Origin of the sequence: Maribacter stanieri (genome assembly GCF_900112245.1) — a bacterium.
Classification (GTDB): Bacteria; Bacteroidota; Bacteroidia; order Flavobacteriales; family Flavobacteriaceae; genus Maribacter; species Maribacter stanieri.
The window spans coordinates 476,841-495,874 of the sequence record NZ_FOYX01000002.1; the positions used below are offsets into that span (position 1 = coordinate 476,841).

At 35.4% G+C, this 19,034-nt stretch carries 19 protein-coding genes; 10 read left to right on the forward strand and 9 right to left on the reverse strand.

The features are described from left to right. Positions 1-28: 28 nt before the first annotated feature. Positions 29-1,534, forward strand: coding sequence for a M28 family peptidase (locus tag BM296_RS12570; RefSeq protein WP_091903329.1), 1,506 nt, complete (start codon positions 29-31; stop codon positions 1,532-1,534). Between the two features lie 213 nt (positions 1,535-1,747). On the opposite strand, the gene BM296_RS12575 is transcribed toward BM296_RS12570, so the two are convergent. Further along, the gene (locus BM296_RS12575) at positions 1,748-2,731 is read right to left on the reverse strand and encodes an SDR family oxidoreductase (RefSeq protein ID WP_091903330.1); all 984 of its coding nucleotides are present in this window, start codon (positions 2,729-2,731) and stop codon (positions 1,748-1,750) included. Positions 2,732-3,024: 293 nt separating this feature from the next. Between BM296_RS12575 and BM296_RS12580 the strand changes: the two genes are divergently transcribed. Together BM296_RS12580 and BM296_RS12585 are read left to right on the forward strand one after the other, a co-directional pair. Beyond that, a complete protein-coding gene (locus tag BM296_RS12580) occupies positions 3,025-5,052 on the forward strand; it encodes a S9 family peptidase (protein WP_091903331.1) in 2,028 nt (675 codons plus the stop codon). Between the two features lie 4 nt (positions 5,053-5,056). Further along, positions 5,057-5,899, forward strand: coding sequence for an endonuclease/exonuclease/phosphatase family protein (locus tag BM296_RS12585; RefSeq protein WP_091903332.1), 843 nt, complete (start codon positions 5,057-5,059; stop codon positions 5,897-5,899). Between the two features lie 71 nt (positions 5,900-5,970). Here BM296_RS12585 and BM296_RS12590 read toward each other — a convergent pair whose 3' ends face one another. Next, positions 5,971-6,804 carry an alpha/beta fold hydrolase gene (locus BM296_RS12590; RefSeq protein ID WP_027067463.1) on the reverse strand — a complete coding sequence of 278 codons (834 nt, stop codon included), beginning with the start codon at positions 6,802-6,804 and terminating at the stop codon, positions 5,971-5,973. A gap of 127 nt (positions 6,805-6,931) precedes the next feature. Between BM296_RS12590 and BM296_RS12595 the strand changes: the two genes are divergently transcribed. Together BM296_RS12595 and BM296_RS12600 are read left to right on the forward strand one after the other, a co-directional pair. Next, the gene (locus BM296_RS12595; RefSeq protein WP_091903333.1) at positions 6,932-7,540 is read left to right on the forward strand and encodes an FMN-binding negative transcriptional regulator; all 609 of its coding nucleotides are present in this window, start codon (positions 6,932-6,934) and stop codon (positions 7,538-7,540) included. 103 nt (positions 7,541-7,643) lie between these two features. Beyond that, entirely contained in the window at positions 7,644-8,138 is a 495-nt protein-coding gene (locus tag BM296_RS12600) for a CIA30 family protein (RefSeq protein ID WP_036147098.1), read from the forward strand. A 50-nt stretch (positions 8,139-8,188) separates the two neighbouring features. Here the strand turns inward: BM296_RS12600 and BM296_RS12605 are convergent, their stop codons facing one another. Continuing rightward, positions 8,189-9,241 (reverse strand): NAD(P)-dependent alcohol dehydrogenase, encoded by a 1,053-nt coding sequence (locus tag BM296_RS12605; protein ID WP_091903334.1) that lies wholly within the window; start codon positions 9,239-9,241, stop codon positions 8,189-8,191. A gap of 234 nt (positions 9,242-9,475) precedes the next feature. Here BM296_RS12605 and BM296_RS12610 point away from each other — a divergent pair, with 234 nt between their 5' ends. From BM296_RS12610 to BM296_RS12620, 3 genes are all read left to right on the forward strand, one after another. Further along, positions 9,476-9,964 carry a DoxX family membrane protein gene (locus BM296_RS12610; protein ID WP_091903335.1) on the forward strand — a complete coding sequence of 163 codons (489 nt, stop codon included), beginning with the start codon at positions 9,476-9,478 and terminating at the stop codon, positions 9,962-9,964. 143 nt (positions 9,965-10,107) lie between these two features. Next, positions 10,108-10,527: a DUF2141 domain-containing protein gene (locus BM296_RS12615; protein WP_091903336.1), complete on the forward strand. Its 420-nt coding sequence runs from the start codon at positions 10,108-10,110 to the stop codon at positions 10,525-10,527. An 81-nt stretch (positions 10,528-10,608) separates the two neighbouring features. After that, complete coding sequence (locus BM296_RS12620) at positions 10,609-11,544, forward strand: LysR substrate-binding domain-containing protein (protein ID WP_027067469.1); 936 nt, start codon at positions 10,609-10,611, stop codon at positions 11,542-11,544. Positions 11,545-11,548: 4 nt separating this feature from the next. Here the strand turns inward: BM296_RS12620 and BM296_RS12625 are convergent, their stop codons facing one another. Together BM296_RS12625 and BM296_RS12630 are read right to left on the reverse strand one after the other, a co-directional pair. Continuing rightward, positions 11,549-11,968: a lipocalin family protein gene (locus tag BM296_RS12625; RefSeq protein ID WP_091903337.1), complete on the reverse strand. Its 420-nt coding sequence runs from the start codon at positions 11,966-11,968 to the stop codon at positions 11,549-11,551. Positions 11,969-12,046: 78 nt separating this feature from the next. After that, positions 12,047-12,244 carry a hypothetical protein gene (locus BM296_RS12630; RefSeq protein ID WP_027067471.1) on the reverse strand — a complete coding sequence of 66 codons (198 nt, stop codon included), beginning with the start codon at positions 12,242-12,244 and terminating at the stop codon, positions 12,047-12,049. Positions 12,245-12,388: 144 nt separating this feature from the next. Between BM296_RS12630 and BM296_RS12635 the strand changes: the two genes are divergently transcribed. Next, a complete protein-coding gene (locus BM296_RS12635; RefSeq protein WP_091903338.1) occupies positions 12,389-13,657 on the forward strand; it encodes a D-alanyl-D-alanine carboxypeptidase/D-alanyl-D-alanine-endopeptidase in 1,269 nt (422 codons plus the stop codon). Between the two features lie 4 nt (positions 13,658-13,661). Here BM296_RS12635 and BM296_RS12640 read toward each other — a convergent pair whose 3' ends face one another. After that, positions 13,662-14,156, reverse strand: a complete 495-nt coding sequence (locus BM296_RS12640; RefSeq protein ID WP_091903340.1) for a peptide-methionine (S)-S-oxide reductase — start codon at positions 14,154-14,156, stop codon at positions 13,662-13,664. A gap of 24 nt (positions 14,157-14,180) precedes the next feature. Further along, entirely contained in the window at positions 14,181-14,762 is a 582-nt protein-coding gene (gene nudK / locus BM296_RS12645; protein ID WP_091903342.1) for a GDP-mannose pyrophosphatase NudK, read from the reverse strand. Positions 14,763-14,944: 182 nt separating this feature from the next. On the opposite strand from nudK, the gene BM296_RS12650 reads away from it, so the two are divergent. Beyond that, entirely contained in the window at positions 14,945-16,672 is a 1,728-nt protein-coding gene (locus tag BM296_RS12650; RefSeq protein ID WP_091903344.1) for an amidohydrolase, read from the forward strand. 7 nt (positions 16,673-16,679) lie between these two features. Here BM296_RS12650 and BM296_RS12655 read toward each other — a convergent pair whose 3' ends face one another. Then, entirely contained in the window at positions 16,680-17,276 is a 597-nt protein-coding gene (locus BM296_RS12655; RefSeq protein ID WP_091903346.1) for a gluconate 2-dehydrogenase subunit 3 family protein, read from the reverse strand. 3 nt (positions 17,277-17,279) lie between these two features. After that, positions 17,280-18,980 carry a GMC oxidoreductase gene (locus BM296_RS12660; RefSeq protein WP_091903348.1) on the reverse strand — a complete coding sequence of 567 codons (1,701 nt, stop codon included), beginning with the start codon at positions 18,978-18,980 and terminating at the stop codon, positions 17,280-17,282. Positions 18,981-19,034 lie beyond the last annotated feature (54 nt).

A 19,034-nucleotide genomic window follows, 5' to 3' on the forward strand; every position in this document is an offset into this window, starting at 1 on the left:
CCTGAATAAACCTATTAAAAATGAGATTATGAAAACAGCGAAACTTTTTTTACTACTATCAGCTTTAACTTTAAACACAATAGTTTCTGCGCAAACCGACACAGAAAAAGCAACAAAAACGGTAGACAAAAATAAAATTGAAGGTCATATCTATTTTTTGGCAGATGATGCTTTGAATGGTCGTGCCACAGGATCGCCAGAATTAAAGATTGCGGCATCGTATCTTGCAAATACCTTGCGAGGGTATGGAATACAACCGAACCCTGCCACTAATTCATACTATCAGTCATTTAAACTTTCACAAACAGCCCAACCAAGTCTGCTAAAAGTCTCTATAGATGGCGAGAACTATCCACATACCATTGCCGTTAAAGCAAAAGCAGCATCGCCTTCAGGAAAAGCTGTATATCTTGGTTTTGGAAGTGAAGAAGATTACAGAGGAATAGATGTAAGGGGAAAACTAATCATGGTTAAAGGCGGCACTTCAGAAGCCTCTGATGCCAGAGCTATTTATGGCTCACATAAAGAAAAGCAACAATTAGCCGTTAAAAATGGGGCTATTGGTTTAATTGAAATGACCTTGCTAGATCAAGAATGGTGGTCGAGAATATCGCACTTTATGGGAGAAAATGTTAAGATTCCTGATGCTATGGATGACCAAAATCCAAAAACTGATTTTATTCATCTTTGGGTAAACACGACTCCAGAAAAACTAGATGTATTAACTAATTCAAAATTATCGTATTCAATTGAAACTGATGGAAAGAAAGAGAAAACTCTAATTACGCAAAATGTGATTGGAGTCTTGGAAGGCACTGATTCGAAACTAAAGGACGAGTATATTATGTATTCTGCGCACTATGACCATGTGGGTATTGGCACGCCGGATGCCACAGGAGATAGTATTTATAATGGAGCCAGAGATAACGCTATAGGTACCACCGCAGTTTTAAGTATGGCAGAGAATATTGGAAAATTTCCTACAAAACGGTCAGCTATATTCATTTTTTTTACGGGCGAGGAAAAAGGTTTATTAGGTAGTCAATATTATGTTGAGAATCCTATATTTCCACTCAAGCAAATTGTATATGGTTTCAACACTGATGGTGGCGGGTATAACAATACAAAATTGGCAACCGTAATTGGATTAAATAGAACAACAGCACAAAAACATATTGTAGCTGGAGCTGCTACATTTGGACTAGAAGCCATAGACGATCCTGCACCCGAACAAGGTCTTTTTGATCGTAGTGATAATGTAAGTTTCGCTAGCAAAGGAGTTCCTGCTCCTACTTATTCCACAGGTTTTGATGCCTTTGATGATGAAATCAATAAATATTACCATCAAGCTGGTGATGAGGCAGATAGCCTAGATTTTGATTACCTACTAAAATTTTATCAAGGGTACGTGCTCTCAGGTAGGTTAATAGCCAACGATCCTGAAACACCTTTTTGGATTAAAGGTGATAAGTATGAAGCTGCGGCAAATGTTCTATATGAAATAGTTCCTGAAGCGTCACCTATCAAAAACTAGCCTATAGTCTACAAACAAAAACCCACCCCTAACCCCTCCCTAGAGGGGAATAGCTCCTGCTGACATTTTAAAATATTTACAGAATTGACATAGTAACCCTAGATTTAAAGGCACTTCTAGTTCGAAATCAAAAATGTAATCTTCCCCTCCTTGGAGGGGATAAAGCGGTGGGTAATACGAATGATGAATTACTCTAAAATTAAATTTCTAAATCTACAACCCTTTATAAACATTCAACACATTCTCGATTTTAGCTTCAGTCTCTTGATCTATATTCTGGCGCTCTGAATCTTCTTGTAACCACTTAATAGTCCTTTTTATCCCTTCAGAAAACGGAATGGTTGCTTTAAAACCAGGTACAAAGGTTTTGATCTTGCTATTATCGAATAAAACACTTTCTGCCTTATCTGCCAATAGAGTTCCCGTAAAAGAAGGTTCTATTTTACAGATAAAGTCAGAAGCAATATGTACTACATTCGCTTCTTTCCCTAAGGCATCTGCTAAAATCTTGTAAATCATATTCCAGCTCAAAACCTCATCTGATGTGATATGGAATGCATGACCAATAGCGGGTGTATTTCCTAATAACCCAACAAAGCCTTTTGCAAAATCGTCAGAGTGGGTAACCGTCCAAAGCGACGTACCATCTCCATGAATAATAATTTCCTTATCATCTAAAATTCGCTGTGCCGTATTATATTTATTAAATCCGCCAATGGCAATAGGTATTACGGTATCGTATGTTAGTGACGGACGAACAATAGTAATAGGAAATCCTTCTTCTCTATATGCTTTTTGCAAGCGGTCTTCACATAGAATTTTATTCTCAGAATAGTCCCACAGCTTGTTATGTACCGGAGTAGATTCGGTAATAACAGGATAACTTAAAGGTGTTTGATAACAAGAAGCTGAACTTATAAAAATATATTGTTTGGTTTTCCCTCTAAACAATTCAATATCACGCTCAATGTCTTCTGGTGTAAAAGCGATCCAGTTTACAACAACATCCCAGTCATGTTTTTTAAGCTCTGTAAGTTCTTCGGGTTTATTGATGTCTCCGATAATGGAATGTGCTCCTTCAATCTCAACTTTGGCTTTCCCCCTATTTAATACATATAAATCCATTCCCTTAGCAACAGCCAATCTACTACTTGGTGTGCTAATATTTCCTGTTCCTCCTATAAATAATACTTTCATTTTTATATTTTAAAATACTAATAATCAAATAATTACAACTTATCACTTTATACATCTGTATAAAATATTGACCTGCCTTAAAGAAAGAATAAAATGCAAATACATCAACTTTATAGCATGCTGTAAATACCAGATAAATTTGTTGTCAATAACCTTTATCTTCTTTAATGTGAAAATACAAAAAGAGAATGTTAAGAACATCTATATTTTAAGAAGTTTACTATAGCATGAGGCATCTCTTTTTAAGCATTATCATTATCTTCATACTATCATTTCAAACCAAATTCAACACTATGAAAATTATTAGTAAAACACTATTTCTCTTGCTGTTTACAGTATCTGTAACCGCCCAAGTTTCTTCAAATCTTGAGCTTACCGATATTTTTAACATGGAGTATGTATCTGACCCTCAGATATCACCTGATGGAACCAAAATTATCTATGTCCGAAATTTTAAGGATATCATGACAGATAAAAACTTATCTAACTTATGGATGGTAAATTATGATGGTTCACAAAACAGACCAATTACCACTGGTAACCAAAATGATTACTACCCACGTTGGTCTCATGATGGTAAAAAAATCATCTTTAAATCGAACAAATCCGATGATAAGATGAAATTATATATCATGTGGATGGATACCAAAGAAATTGCACCATTGACCAATACGCCAAAAGCTCCAGGAGCAGTTAGTTGGTCTAACGATGACCGTTATTTGGCATTTACCATGTTTGTACCAGAAGCTGAAGAATCTATTGTAAAATTACCTGCAAAGCCGGAAGGTGCAAAATGGAACACACCTCCAACTTACATTGACAAATTAAATTACAGAGGTGACGGACAAGGTTATATTAAAGGTGGGCACGATCAAATTTTCACCCTTTCTATTGATGGTGGTACACCTAAACAATTGACGGCAACAACATTTGATCACGGTGCACCTGTATGGTCTAAAAATGACAAAACACTTTTCTTCTCAGCGAATTTTAATCCTGATGAGGCTTTTGAACCTGCCAATAGTGAGGTATATGCGCTGAACATTTCTAACGGCGAAGTTTCTCCCTTGACTACAAGATATGGTCCTGACAGCTCTCCAACAGTTTCTCCTGATGGCAAGATGATTGCGTATACAGGTAACGATGATAAATTAATGGGGTACCAAATCACGAATTTATATGTGATGAATACCGATGGTACAAACTCAAAATTGCTATCTGGAGATTTCGATAGAGATATAGCTAATGCGCAATGGGCAAATGATGGTAAAGGTCTTTATTTTCAATATGATACGGAAGGTGCTACCAAAATTGGACACATTACCCTTGATGGAAAAATTACAACTTTAGTTGAAGGTCTTGGTGGTTTGTCATTAGGAAGACCTTATAATGCAGGTGATTTTACAGTTTCTAAAAACTCACGATTTGCATATACACTGGGTAATACGGAACATCCTTCTGATTTAGGCGTTGCTGATAAAAAAGGTTCTAAACGCGTAACTTTTGTAAACGATGATCTTTATTCTTTTAGAGATATAGGCAAAACTGAAGAAATTTGGTGGGAGTCTTCTTATGACCAACAAAAAATTCAAGGTTGGGTGGTTACTCCGCCAAACTTTGACCCTAATAAAAAATACCCATTTATCCTTGAAATTCATGGCGGACCATTTACTAGCTACGGTTCTGTTTATAGTGCCGAAATACAAGCTTACGCTGCTGCAGGTTATGTGGTTCTATATAGCAACCCTAGAGGAAGTACGAGTTACGGAGCCGAATTTGGAAATTTAATTCACCACGACTACCCTAATCATGATTATGAAGATTTAATGAGTGGTGTAGATGCCGTTATTAAAAAAGGTTATGTTGATAACGATAATCTTTTTGTTACCGGTGGAAGTGGCGGCGGAGTACTGACTGCTTGGATAGTAGGAAAAACAGACCGCTTTAAAGCTGCTGTAGTTGCCAAGCCAGTAATTAACTGGACAAGCTTTGTATTGTATGCCGATGGTGCTGCTTTTTTCTCTAAATACTGGTTCGGTAAAAAACCATGGGAAGATCCAGAAAATTATTTTAGACGTTCTCCTTTAATGTATGTAGCCAATGTAACTACCCCAACAATGTTACTTACTGGTGAGGAAGATTATAGAACACCTATCGCAGAATCTGAGCAGTTCTATACCGCACTAAAATTAGAGGGTGTAGAAACTGCTATGGTACGTATACCTGGTGCAGGCCACGGTATTGCCAACAGACCAAGTAATTTAATTGCAAAAATTGCCAGTGTTTTAGCTTGGTTCGAAAAATACAAAGAAGCAGAATAGAAGTATGAAAACTCAAAAAATTATTTTTATACTAGGATTATTCATCTCGTTTTTAACTACATACGGACAAGAAGTCAAGGTGTTATCATACAATATCAAGTATGATAATGTAAACGATACGGTAAACAATTGGAACGACCGAAAAGAAGCCATGGTTGAACTTTTAAACTATTATGAGCCAGGTATTATTGGTATGCAAGAGGTACTTGATCATCAGTTGACCTATTTGGATGAAAACTTATCAGACTACACCTTTATTGGCGTTGGTAGAGATGATGGAAAGAAAAAAGGGGAATACTCCCCTATTCTTTACAATACTAAAAAGTATACGCTTTTAAAAAGTGAAACGTTTTGGCTTTCTGAAACTCCACATGAAATTTCAGTAGGTTGGGATGCTTCTATGGAACGTATTTGTACGTATGGGGTATTTGTAGATATAGAAAGCGGTAAGCAGTTTATGGTATTTAACACCCATTTTGATCATATAGGCACTGTTGCCCGTGAAAAATCTGCTGAGCTTATAGTTACTAAAATCAAAGAAATAAATTCAAATAAGCTTCCGGTAGTTCTTATGGGTGATTTGAATTTGAGCCCTAATGAAACTCCTATCAAATTCTTGCAAGGCGCTTTGACAGATGGCCAATCTATCACCAAAAAACCTTTCTATGGTCCTACTGGTTCCTTTAGCGGTTTTGACCACAATAGAGTTTTAAACAACCGTATTGACTATATATTTGTTGAGAATTTTGAAGTTCTAGAGTATATTCATATTGATGACAGAATGGAAAACAACAAGCATATTTCCGATCATTTGCCCGTATTCGCAAACTTAGAAATGAAGAACTAAGATTTTATTAGACAGCATAAAAAATCCCGATTGTTGAAACAATCGGGATTTTTTATTTGAAAGAGATATTTTTATTTCTTTAAAAATGAAATCAATATCTCATTCAATTCTTCTGGGTGGGTTACATTAAGTCCGTGCGGAGCTCCTTTGATAACCTCTAACGTACTATATTTAATTCCTTCTGCAGCTTGTTTTGCAGATGTTTCAAAAGGTACAGTGGCATCTGCATCTCCATGAACTATTAATGTTGGCACTGTTACGTTTTTTAGCTCTGGTCTAAAATCCGTATGCATCCATGCAAGAGCCGCTTGTATTGTTGCTCTAGGCGAAGCAAATGATGCTATATTAAAGTCATAATCTAGTTGTGCCTGACTTACTCGATTATCCTTATTATCCTCATAATTATAGAATCCTTTGCTAAATTCCTTTAAAAAACCAACTCTATCTTTCTGTAAGGCATCTATAATACCATCTAAAGCTTCTTCTGGCACTCCATCAGGATTATCAGATTTATGTTTTACCAATGGAACAATAGAGCTTATTAACGCTGCTTTTGCTATTCTACTAGAACCATATTCCGTTAAATAACGTACTACTTCTCCTCCTCCCATTGAAAAACCAACAATAATTGCGTCTTTCAAATCTAACTCTTCTATAATCGCATTTAAATCACTTGCTAGAGCAGAATAATCATATTCTCCCCAAGGTGCAGATGATGTTCCGAATCCTCTACGGTCATATGATATACAACGGTACCCTTCCTCAACAATTTTCCAAACCTGTTGTTCCCAAGATTTACGGCTTAAAGGCCATCCGTGTATTAATATTACGGGTTGTCCACTTCCATAATCTTCATAGAAAATATCTACTTGTTCCTTTGCTTTTGTATTTGATATAAATGGCATATTCTTGTTTTAAAATTCTTATACAAGATAATTAGGATTTCGTCAAATACTTAGCACTAAGCATTAAATAATTGTTTCTAAAAGCAATTACGCAAAACCAGTATATTTACAATTAAAATCTATCTACATGTTTATTCCTGAACACTACAAGAACAATGACATTAACGAGATTAATGACTTTCTAAAAAGTAATAGTTTCGGTATTCTTATTAATACTATTAATGGCAAACCATGGGGTACACATATTCCTTTAGAATTGGGAAAGAATTCTAATGATGCCGATGTATTGGTTGGCCATATTGCCAAAGCCAATTTACAGAGCAAAAATTTAATTGATGGCGATGAAGTGCTTTGTATTTTTAATGGCCCACATAGTTACATATCCTCATCTTGGTATCAGCAAGAAGAAGTACCTACTTGGAACTATATTGCCGTTCATGTATATGGTACTGTAAAAATTCAAACTTCAGAAGAGCTACTTACTTCTTTACATGAACTTGTAAATAAATATGAGCAACAGTCAGAGCATCCTATTTCATTGAACGATATGTCTGATAAAACTATGAGACAAGTTAGTGGCATCATCGGGTTTGAAATTGAAATTAACGATATACAGGCAGTAAATAAACTCTCTCAAGGCAGAAGCCATGACCATCCTAAAATTATATCTGAATTAGAAAAACAAGGTCCTTCAGAAAAAGCTGTTGCGGATGAAATGAAAAAACGTATGCCTTAAAACTTTGGTGAACAAGTTAAAATAAAAAGGTTTAGAGTATTATTATTGGTTTTCTTTCCTCTAATTTTAATCGCAGTTTCTATCATCCCAAACTATTAAAATTATGAGCGAATTACTTTCTATTTATAAATTCAACAAAGCGTCCAAAATTAAAGAATGGCAAATTGTCAATGATGATGTTATGGGCGGTTTATCTATGGGGCTCATACAAATTAACCCCCAAGGAAATGGCGTATTTAGTGGGCACGTATCATTAGAAAATAATGGAGGCTTTTGCTTAGTTAGACTTGATTTAGATAGAATTGCAGTAGATACTTACTCCACTTTTGTAATACGATTAAAAGGAGATGGTAAAAAATATGCATTTAGATGTAAATCTGGCGAACATCAACGGCATACTTATAGCTATGACTTTAAATCTAGTAAAGAATGGCATACCATTGAAATTCCATTTAAAGAAATGGAACCTGTATTTAGAGGTGAAGAACTAAAATTGCCCAACTACCATGGCGATTATCTTGCCCAAATCGCTTTTATTATTAAGAACGGAATTGAAGAAGATTTTACTCTGGAAATAGAGAGCATACAATTAAAATAAAAAAGAGCCATATTTAGATATGGCTCTTTTCAATTATAGACTTCTATTATCTAACTATCTTTTAAAGATTTCATGTCAATTACAAATCTATATTTTACATCAGATTTTTGTAATCTATCATACGCATCGTTGATGTTTTGAATATCAATCATTTCAATATCTGAAACTACATTATGCTTGCCACAGAAATCTAACATTTCTTGAGTCTCTTTTAGACCTCCAATTAAAGAGCCTGCGATACTTTTTCTTCCCATTATTAAACTACCACCATGTAATGGATCTAAAGGTTCTACCGCCCCTACAATTACCATAGTTGCATCTCTTTTTAATAAAGCCGCATACGGATTCATATCATGCCCCACAGGAATAGTGTTTAGTAAGAAATCGAAAGAATTTGCATGTTCATTCATCTGTGCTTCATCTTTAGATATTAAAACTTCATCTGCACCTAATTTCTTAGCATCCTCACTTTTAGATGGAGATGTCGTAATCATAACTGTATGAGCCCCCATTGCATGTGCAAATTTGATCCCCATATGACCCAAACCACCTAAACCGATTACACCTACCTTATCCCCTTTTTTAACACCCCAATGTGCTAATGGAGAGTACGTGGTTATACCAGCACATAACAATGGTGCCGCTGCCTTAGGGTCTAAATTTTCAGGTACTTTTAATACAAACTCTTTATTTACGGTTACATTTTCAGAATAACCACCAAAAGTATGCCCTCCTGAATGTTTGTCTTTACTATTATAAGTAAACGTTGCACCATTTTCACAGAACTGTTCTAAATCATCTTTACATGCGCTACACGTTTGACATGAATCTACCAAACAACCAACACCTACTAAATCACCTACCTTAAATTTGGTAACTCCACTACCAACCTCTAAAACCTTACCTATAATTTCATGTCCTGGAACTACCGGATATGCGGAATTTTTCCAATCGTTACGTACTTGGTGCAAATCGCTATGACATACGCCACAATATAAAATATCAATTTTTACATCATCCTTTAACGGATCTCTTCTTTCTATTTCTAACGGCTTCAAATTAGCGTCTTTATTATCTGCCGCGTATGCTTTTATCTTAGTCATATATATTACTTTTTCTAATTCAAAGGTACACTTTAGCCCCCTTAATTATTGACTCTAAAAGATTTTAAACCAATTTTAATGGTGTGTATAAAATTAAATATATGAAGTTAAAATGTAAAAATGATGACGATAATAACTAAAAATAAACTGACTGCAATCAAGGATGCAAACTGATAATTATCATATCATAAAACATTTATTTTTATTAAGTTTAAGAAACCATTACCAACCAAAATGAACGAACAACTATACCCGTTAAAAAAGTTGATCATCCCATTTAGAATAGATGCGTTGTTACCAAATGTTTTAGTTTTAATTCCTAGAATATTTACAGGATACTTACTTTCCTTTGTTTTTGCAGTGAATAAGTTTGGTACTCCATGGACCCCCAAATCTGCCGAACTCGGCTTATTAGAAGTTTCTGATTGGTTCGTTGATTTGGTAAGACAATTTGGAGTTCCTTTTTCATACATGCCAGAATTCTTTGCCTGGTCTGCCGGGATGACTGAGGCTCTTGGCGGTCTTTTATTAATTTTAGGGTTAAATACAAGAATAACAGCTTTTTTTGTAACTATAACCATGTTTACCACCATCGTATTTAGACCTTGGGATGACTCTTGGAGTATTATACCCACTTTTACATTATTTTGTCTAGGGCTATTTTTTATGGGATTTGGCTCAGGTAAGTTTGGTTTAGACTATTTCATTACCAAAAGAAGATAGTATTTCACAAGTACTTGTTTTTTCTATACCTCCCCTTTTCTACAATTCAGGATAGCATTTCTACAACTGAGTTAGTTTCTATTTCAAAAAGCGTATTGATAAGGCATCTTTGAAGCATCAATTAATCTTTAAAACCTTATAAAATGAAAAAGTTACTATTTACCATTACTGTATTAGCAATGACCGTTACTATGAATGCTCAAGGAAATGACGGCGTAACGTTAACCGTTATTATCGAAAATGTATTGAACAATGAAGGTCATGTACTTAGCGCATTGCACAATGAACAAACTTTTATGAAAGCTGACAGAATTAAAACAAGCCATGACAAAGCTGAAGCAGGTGAGCTAATCTTAACCTTTGAACATATACTACCTGGTGATTATGCTTTTTCCGTTTTACATGATGCAAACGATAATCAACGTATGGATTTTGAAAATAATGGAATGCCCAAAGAAGATTATGCAATGAGTGGTAATTCTATGCAAATGGGACCTCCAACTTTTAGTGATGCAAAATTTTCTATTGCAAATGAAGATATGGAGATTAAGCTAAGATTTTAAAAAACAATAAGGTGTACATCCTCCTCAGGCAATAGGTTATAATAATGGTTTTTAGTAATTTTATAGCCTTAAACTATATACATGACCATTACTCAATTACAATATGTACTTGCTGTTGCAGAATATAAGAATTTCACCCTTGCTGCCGAGAAAAGCTTTGTTACTCAGCCCACTTTAAGCATGCAAGTTCAAAAGCTTGAGGATGAGTTAGATATACTACTTTTTGACCGAAGTAAAAAGCCTATAACAATTACTGAAGTAGGTAAAAAAATAGTGGCTCAGGCAAAAAATATTGTTAACGAAGCTGCACGTATCAAAGATATTGTAGAACAAGAAAAAGGGTATATAGGTGGGGATTATGTGTTGGGAATTATACCAACAATAATGCCCACATTATTACCAATGTTTCTTAAGAGTTTCATTCAGAAATATCCAAAAGTAAACCTTATCATTAAGGAACAAAATACAGAAAGTCTTATACAAAATATTGAAGACGGTCACATAGATGCTGCTATTGCCGCTACTCCATTAGAAGTTGATTTCATTACAGAGAGGCCTTTATATTATGAACCGTTTGTAGGGTATGTACCTAAAGAGCACCGTTTGGGAAATAGCACACAAATTACTCCTGATGATTTAGATATTGAAGATATTTTGCTTCTACAAGATGGTCATTGTTTTAGAGAAGGGGTTCTTAACCTTTGTAAAGCCCCAAAAATTGGCGGCGATCATTTTAGTTTACAAAGCGGTAGTTTTGAGACACTTATAAATCTTTCGAATGAAGGATTGGGTATGACCCTTCTACCCTATTTAAATACTTTAGAACTTGACGATGTTAAGAAAAAGAACCTAAAGTATTTTAAAGATCCTTCGCCTGCACGTGAGGTAAGTCTTATATATCATAAAAAAGAACTAAAAGTACAGATTACAGAGGCATTAAGAGATGTTATTACAGGTATTGTACGTGGAGCTATCGCTTTTCAAGATGTGAAAATCATTAGCCCGATTAACAAATAATTAGCTACTCTTTATTAAATCTATACAAACAACCTTCTATACAGATAGCAGGGTAAGAGGGTGATAGCGTTAATCTGGTTTTACTTTCATTAAAGTCTGCGCTATAGCCTAATGTATCTTTTTTCCCTTCGGTAATAAAATATAGATACAACTCTTCTTCTGTAATTTCGTAAGTACCGGAATCTAATAAGTTTTTATCGTAATCTGTTCTTTCATAATTTCCAAATTCATTGAAGAAGTACCGATACCCTTCTTCCACATCTTTCCATTCTGTAGCACCACCAGTACTGACATATGACTCATACAGCAACCACTCACCAACTAAACTTGTGTCATCTATAGGTGTATCATCAAAAGGCATGTCGTCATTTTGACATTGCATTAAGAATAAAAAAAATATTGAAATCAAAAATCTAATTGCCATCTGTGTTTTTTTATAAAAGATGACCAAACCATCTAAAGGTTGCTTAAAAAAAAAGAGCCACTTAAAGTGGCTCTTTTATTATGCTTTTAAATAAACTAAACTTTGTTGTAATTCTGGTTTATCCGTAATGTAACTTTCTAACCAGACTTTTAATTCTTCCACCTCTTCAGGTAGTAACGTCATTATGGCTTTCTTTAATTCTTTGCAGAAAAGCAAGGTATCAAAACTAACCTTTTTAAGTACTGTTTTACTATACTCTAGCATTGACTTAGACATGTTGTTGTTAGATTAATATATTTGTTGTTGTATAAAGGTAAACAGAAATGCATGTCGAATATTGTATATAAAAAGTTAAAGTAATACTCTTCGTGTTAAATTTTTATCGCATTAATAAGTATTCTATTTTGTACATTCGAATTCATGAAAAATTTTCTTTTTATAGGCATTATAATATTATTACTGTCTGCCTGTGTTTCAAAAAAATCTATTATCAGAAAAGATTTTGATAATCAGCTTTCTTCTTCATTTTATAATAATCAATTTACAGGTATCTTAGTCATAGATGCTGATACAAAAGATACCATCTACAATCATAATAGTCATAAATACTTTATACCTGCCAGCAATACCAAAATCTTTACATTATTTACGGCAGTAACTATTTTACCAGAAAAAATACCCGCATTAAAATACATCAACACCAACGATACTTTATATTTTGAAGGTACAGGTGACCCATCATTTCTTCATCCCTTTATAAAAGATTCATCTGCATTAAATTTTCTAAGAAACCAGAATAATGTAGTCTACGCGGCAGGGAATTTTGAAGATGAAAAATATGGACCAGGTTGGGCTTGGGACGATTATCAATGGTACTACTCTCCAGAGAAAAGTATACTCCCCATTCATGGAAATGTAATAATGGCTTATAAAACAAATGCCATACAGGTATCACCTACTTATTTTAAAGACAGTGTTCTAGAGTTGACCAACAAAAGAAACAGGAATGAATTTTCTAATGTATTCTATTATTCTCCTGAGTCTAGAGATACTTTAGAGACGCCTTTTATTACAAGCACGTTAACTACAAGATCAATCTTAGAAAATATATTAAAAACAAAAGTGGGTATCATCACTAGCATGCCATTGGGTAAGAAACAAACCTTATATAGCGTGCCTTCAGATTCTCTTTATAAAAGGATGATGCATGAAAGCGATAATTTCATAGCCGAACAATTATTACTAATTTCTTCATCACAATTAAACGATACCTTAAATAGTAAAGCTGTACGAACTCATATATTAGAAAATGACTTGAGTGATTTAAAACAAGAACCTAGATGGGTTGATGGATCTGGACTTTCACGTTACAATTTATTCACTCCGCAAAATATGGTTGCTGTTTTAGACAAATTGCACTCCCAAATTTCGCAAGACCGTTTGTTCTCCATCTTCCCAGCTGGCGGAAAATCAGGCACCTTAAAAAATAGATTTGCTGGTGAAGAACATCCGTACATCTTTGCCAAATCCGGTAGTTTAAGTAATAATTATTGTCTTAGTGGCTACCTAGTAACAAAATCAGGTAAAAAATTGATTTTTAGTTTTATGAATAATCATTTCAGGGAACCAGTATCCGAAGAAAGATTACGTCTAGAACAAATGTTACAAATACTTAGAGATAAGTATTAAGCTATTATTTTATAACTACATGTTTAGCGTATTTCTCCTTTAAAAATTTAATTTTAGGTGATATGTGTGTTTTACAAAATGGCTTCTCCGTATCACTGAAATAGTAATTTTGAAATTGTTCTTGAGATGATGTAAAAGCCCCGAATGGTATAATGGATGTAATTATAGGTTCATCGAAATCCTTTTGCAACTCCCTCATAATTTCCGCTAAAACAAACTCTTCTTTCTTTTCAAAAAAATAGATACCAGACCTATACTTATTTCGCATAGAATGGTTTTGGGTACTACGGTGAGTATCTAAATGAATAGCTACAAGGTCTTCTAATGCTATAATATCCGGATAGAAATGTACGATAACAGCCTCAGAAAAATCTTCTATATTTTCTTTTGGGGAAATAAAGCCCTGAGCTACTTTGGTTACACCACGTAGGGACATAAAAACAGCTTCGGTACACCAATGGCAACCACCGCCAAACCCGACTTTATACAAATTTTGCATATTAATTAGGTCGAATTAAAATGCTTAAACTAACCCGTTCAATTTTGCATGCTGCAATAACATTATAGTTTTAGCGTCTTTAATTTCACCGCTGGCCACCATCTTCATAGCTTCATTAAAATCTAGCTCCAAAACCTCAATATTTTCAGTTTCATCGTCTGCACCACCACCATCACTAACTTTCATACTTTCATCATACTCTCCAACAAAAAGATACAATATTTCGGTCACCGACCCTGGTGACATGTAGGTTTGAAATACCTTCTGTACGTTACTTATTTTATAACCGGTTTCCTCTTCGGTTTCTTTGCGTACACAATCTGCTGGGTTATCTCCATCTAAAAGACCCGCACAAACCTCTATCATCATTCCGTTTTCATTACCATTTACATATGTAGGCATTCGAAATTGTCTGGTAAGCACAACAGTCTTCTTTTCAGAGTTATACAATAAAATAGCGGCTCCATTACCACGATCGTAAGCTTCACGTTCTTGAATTTCCCAACTACCATCGGGCTTTTGATACTTATAGGTGTATTTATTGAGTGTATACCAGTTATCTGATAAAATTTCTCTTTTAATATCTTTTAAATTTTTATTTGGCATCTGAAAATCTATTTAACTATACTTTAATTTTTAGCTAACATAATTTGAAACCTACTAAGATACACCTCACAAACTATTAATCAGACTAAATTATTATATGCGGAAATCCAAAAAATCTAGATAAATCTCATTGCAATTATTTTAGTGATAAAATTGTAACTTAAGTTTTCAAAATCAAACCTATGAAATTTCTAACTTCTACTTTCTGTACTATTGCGTTAAGTCTACTATTATTGAATGGATGTAAGATTGCTACAAAAGAATACGGCACCATGTTAATACATGGCGGTCCGATTTACACTGTTGATTCATTACAAACAACAGTTGAAGCTGTAGTTACGAAAGATAGTATTATCCTTTATGCCGGAAAACTCGAAGAAGCCGAAAAGTACAAAAACGAACAAACCCAAGTCATCGATTTAGAAGGGAAAACTATGACTCCGGGACTTATTGAAGGACACGGACATTTTATGGGCTTGGGATACAATGAATTGGAACTAGATTTGATAAATACGACAAGCTATCAAGAAATCGTAGATGCAGTGGCCGAAAAAGTAAAAACCGTCGCTCCAGGTGAATGGATCTTGGGTGCAGGTTGGCATCAAAGCAAATGGGATTCATTACCAGTAGATGCTGTAAATGGATTTCAAAGACATGACTTGTTAAGTGCTGCAACTCCAAATAACCCTGTGTTTTTGAGCCATGCCAGTGGCCATGCAGGTTTTGCAAATGCCAAGGCTATGGAAATAGCGGGAATTGAGATATTACCCAAGGATGGTATTGATAAATTACAAGTCGAAGGTGGTGAAGTTATGCGCGATGAACTAGGAAGACCTACCGGAATTTTCAATGAGCGAGCACAAGGTCTGATCTGGCAGCATGTTCCTGAAAGCACTCCCGAGCAAAATAATAAAGCATTTGAACTGGCGGTAGCAGCTTGTCACAGAAACGGTATTACTGGTTTTCACGATGCAGGTATCGGTCGGGAAACAATAGCATTGTACGAACAAATGAAAACAGCAGACAAAATGAAAGTTCGTTTATATGGTATGCTCACCGGACGGGACAAAGAATTACTTGGCGAATGGTATGAAAAAGGACCGTTGGTTGATCCTGATAATTTAGTGACCATACGTTCCGTGAAATTAAATTGTGATGGAGCTCTAGGGTCACGTGGTGCTTGGTTATTAGAACCCTATACCGACCGACCAGGACATTTTGGACATGAAACTTTACCTATGGAAATGGTTCTAGAAACTGCCTTAAATGGTTTGCGAAAAGGATTTCAAGTATGCTCCCATGCTATTGGTGATCGTGCCAATAAAGAAATTTTAGACCGTTACGAAACTGCCTTTAAAGAATTGCCCGATTTAAAAACTGATCACCGATTTCGAATAGAACATGCCCAACATTTACATCCTGATGATATTCCCCGTTTTGCACAACTAGGTGTAATACCTGCCATGCAAGCCATTCATTTATCTTCAGATAGGTCTTGGGCCATTGACCGTTTGGGAGAAAAACGAATTAAAGAAGGTGCCTATATGTGGCAAGCCCTTCTAAAAAGTGGTATACCTATTGTAAATGGTACCGATGTACCGGTAGAGCCACTAAATCCGATTGCGAGTTTATATGCCAGTATCAGTCGTAAAACATTAAAGGGTTTACCTGAAGACGGTTATGAACCGGAACAGAAAATGACTAGGGAGCAAGCCTTAAAATCGTATACGCTTGATGCTGCCTATGGCGCTTTTGAAGAAAGTATTAAAGGAACGATCACTGCTGGTAAACTGGCTGACTTTACTATTTACAATCAAGATATAATGACCATACCGGAAGATGAATTCTTAAAAACAGAAATAGCTATGACCATTTTTGATGGTAAAGTGGTTTTTAAAAAAGATGAATAATTTAAGTTTAACCTAAACTCCATTTATTTCCCACTTCAGATAAGGGTTTACATGGTACATATTTTCCAGGTATGGGGTCATAACTCAATACATTTTTGCCAATTTCTTCAGACGTCATAAATGCCCAAATAGCCATAGATTTCATAGACCTATAAAAACCGATGCTTTCTTGCGGACCAACTGCTGCACCCCAAACTCCGGAACCAAATTTACCAGAAATCTTTTCTGCCTCTTTCAACACCTTGATGCTATCTTCGGTATTCAAATTGATAAAAATATCGCCGTAATTCTCTTTGCAATTCTCATTAAAAGCTGCAATAGCAGCTCGCAAACTATCTTGCCCTTCTTTATCATACGTTTTGGCAATCACCTTATCTATAAAGATATCAGACTTCACATCTAATGCCCCTGGGGTATCTGTTCTTGGTAAAATAATATCTACCAGCTTTGAAATAGTTTTTGCTTCTACATCGGTAAAGTATAACGGTTTCCAATCTAACCTGGTTTCCGTTTTACACGATTCAAATAAGGAAAGCATGGAAGGCATTAAAATTGTTGCTCCTGCAAAAAGTCCTGTTTTTTGTAACGCTTTTCTTCTGTCCATTGCTTAGATATTTAATTTTTTTAATTCTGATACTGCGTGATTTGCAGCTCTGGCCGTTAATGCCATATAGGTTAACGACGGATTTACACATGATGAGGATGTCATACAAGCGCCATCGGTTACAAATACATTTTTAGCGGCATGCACTTGATTAAATCCATTCAAAACAGACGTTTTTGGGTCATGGCCCATACGTGCAGTTCCCATTTCATGAACACCATAACCTGGTGGATGCTCATTGTCAAATCCTAAAACATCTTTAACACCGGCTTTGGTTAGCATTTCAACCGCATCTTCCTGTATTTGTTTATTCAATGCCTTTTCATTTGCTTTAAACTCAGCATCAATCGTTAAGGTAGGTTGCCCCCATTTATCTAAAACATCCGAATTCAAGGAAATTTTATTATCATGATAAGGCAAACATTCAGCAAAACCAGTGATGAACATTTCCCACCCCCCTGGCTTTAAAATACTATTTTTATAATCTGCACCGAAGGCTTCAATATTTGCAGGATTACCACCTCTATAAGCGCCGCCTTGATATCCGAAACCACGTAAAAATTTATCTGACTTGCTTTTTTCATCGATATTTACATATCTAGGAATGTAAATTCCGTTCGGTCTTCTTCCTTTATAGTATTTATCATCAAAGCCGTCAACTTTTCCCATCGCTCCAACTCTATACGTGTGATCCATAAGATTGTGCCCTAGCTCTCCACTATCATTTCCTAAACCGTTTTCAAATCGATTAGACTTAGAATTCATTAAAATTTGTGTTGTGCTTAAAGTGGATGCGTTTACAAAAATAATTTTAGCTGAATACTCAATAGCCTCGTTTGTTTCTGAATCTATAATACGAACTCCTGAAGCTTTTCCTTTTGCTTCATCATAAATTAAAGATTGTACTATTGAATAGGGGCGAATAGTTAGATTGCCTGTAGCATTCGCCGGTGGTAAAGTTACTGCATTGCTACTAAAGTAAGCGCCATAAGGGCACCCACGGCTACACCTATTTCTATTTTGGCACTGACCTCTACCATTATGAGGTTGAGTTAAATGAGCCACCCTACCAATCGTCATATTTCTACCTGCAAACTGTTCTTCAATTCTAGCTTTTACATGTTTCTCAACACAGTTAAGCTCCATCGGCGGTAAAAAATGACTATCTGGTAATTGGGGTAATCCTAATGCTTCACCACTTATTCCTGCAAACTTTTCTACGTAGGTATACCACGGCTCAATGTCTTTATAACGAATAGGCCAATCAACACCATACCCATCCTTCGCATTTGCCTCAAAATCTAAATCGCTCCATCTATAGGTTTGTTTACCCCACAATAGTGACTTACCACCCATTTGGTGACCACGTAACCATAAAAACGGTTTCTTTTCGGTATATGGGTTAGCCTTATCATCTGCCCAAAAATGTTCGGTATCTTTACCGACCCATCCTGAGCGGATGTTCTTATAATGTTTCTCTTTTTCTTCTGGTGTTAGTCCGCCCCTAAGTTCCATATCCCAAGGGTCTAAATTCATGGTTGGATAATCGACTACATGCTCTACAATTGGACCGCGCTCCAATACCAAGGTCTTTAAGCCTTTCTCACAAAGTTCTTTTGCTGCCCATCCACCGCTAATTCCTGATCCAATAACTATAGCATCATAGGTTACCTCTTTTTTAGCGTTAATATTAAAATTTGCCATTAAAATGTTGCGTTAGTTTCTTTCCTAAAATACTAAATAGTGGTCTAAACTTAA

Bases quoted from the DNA above. Each gene is read 5' to 3' on its own strand.
- BM296_RS12570 (WP_091903329.1), top strand. From the start codon at position 29: ATGAAAACAGCGAAACTTTTTTTACTACTATCAGCTTTAACTTTAAAC.
- BM296_RS12575 (WP_091903330.1), bottom strand. From the start codon at position 2,731: ATGAAAGTATTATTTATAGGAGGAACAGGAAATATTAGCACACCAAGT.
- BM296_RS12580 (WP_091903331.1), top strand. From the start codon at position 3,025: ATGAAAATTATTAGTAAAACACTATTTCTCTTGCTGTTTACAGTATCT.
- BM296_RS12585 (WP_091903332.1), top strand. From the start codon at position 5,057: ATGAAAACTCAAAAAATTATTTTTATACTAGGATTATTCATCTCGTTT.
- BM296_RS12590 (WP_027067463.1), bottom strand. From the start codon at position 6,804: ATGCCATTTATATCAAATACAAAAGCAAAGGAACAAGTAGATATTTTC.
- BM296_RS12595 (WP_091903333.1), top strand. From the start codon at position 6,932: ATGTTTATTCCTGAACACTACAAGAACAATGACATTAACGAGATTAAT.
- BM296_RS12600 (WP_036147098.1), top strand. From the start codon at position 7,644: ATGAGCGAATTACTTTCTATTTATAAATTCAACAAAGCGTCCAAAATT.
- BM296_RS12605 (WP_091903334.1), bottom strand. From the start codon at position 9,241: ATGACTAAGATAAAAGCATACGCGGCAGATAATAAAGACGCTAATTTG.
- BM296_RS12610 (WP_091903335.1), top strand. From the start codon at position 9,476: ATGAACGAACAACTATACCCGTTAAAAAAGTTGATCATCCCATTTAGA.
- BM296_RS12615 (WP_091903336.1), top strand. From the start codon at position 10,108: ATGAAAAAGTTACTATTTACCATTACTGTATTAGCAATGACCGTTACT.
- BM296_RS12620 (WP_027067469.1), top strand. From the start codon at position 10,609: ATGACCATTACTCAATTACAATATGTACTTGCTGTTGCAGAATATAAG.
- BM296_RS12625 (WP_091903337.1), bottom strand. From the start codon at position 11,968: ATGGCAATTAGATTTTTGATTTCAATATTTTTTTTATTCTTAATGCAA.
- BM296_RS12630 (WP_027067471.1), bottom strand. From the start codon at position 12,244: ATGTCTAAGTCAATGCTAGAGTATAGTAAAACAGTACTTAAAAAGGTT.
- BM296_RS12635 (WP_091903338.1), top strand. From the start codon at position 12,389: ATGAAAAATTTTCTTTTTATAGGCATTATAATATTATTACTGTCTGCC.
- BM296_RS12640 (WP_091903340.1), bottom strand. From the start codon at position 14,156: ATGCAAAATTTGTATAAAGTCGGGTTTGGCGGTGGTTGCCATTGGTGT.
- nudK (WP_091903342.1), bottom strand. From the start codon at position 14,762: ATGCCAAATAAAAATTTAAAAGATATTAAAAGAGAAATTTTATCAGAT.
- BM296_RS12650 (WP_091903344.1), top strand. From the start codon at position 14,945: ATGAAATTTCTAACTTCTACTTTCTGTACTATTGCGTTAAGTCTACTA.
- BM296_RS12655 (WP_091903346.1), bottom strand. From the start codon at position 17,276: ATGGACAGAAGAAAAGCGTTACAAAAAACAGGACTTTTTGCAGGAGCA.
- BM296_RS12660 (WP_091903348.1), bottom strand. From the start codon at position 18,980: ATGGCAAATTTTAATATTAACGCTAAAAAAGAGGTAACCTATGATGCT.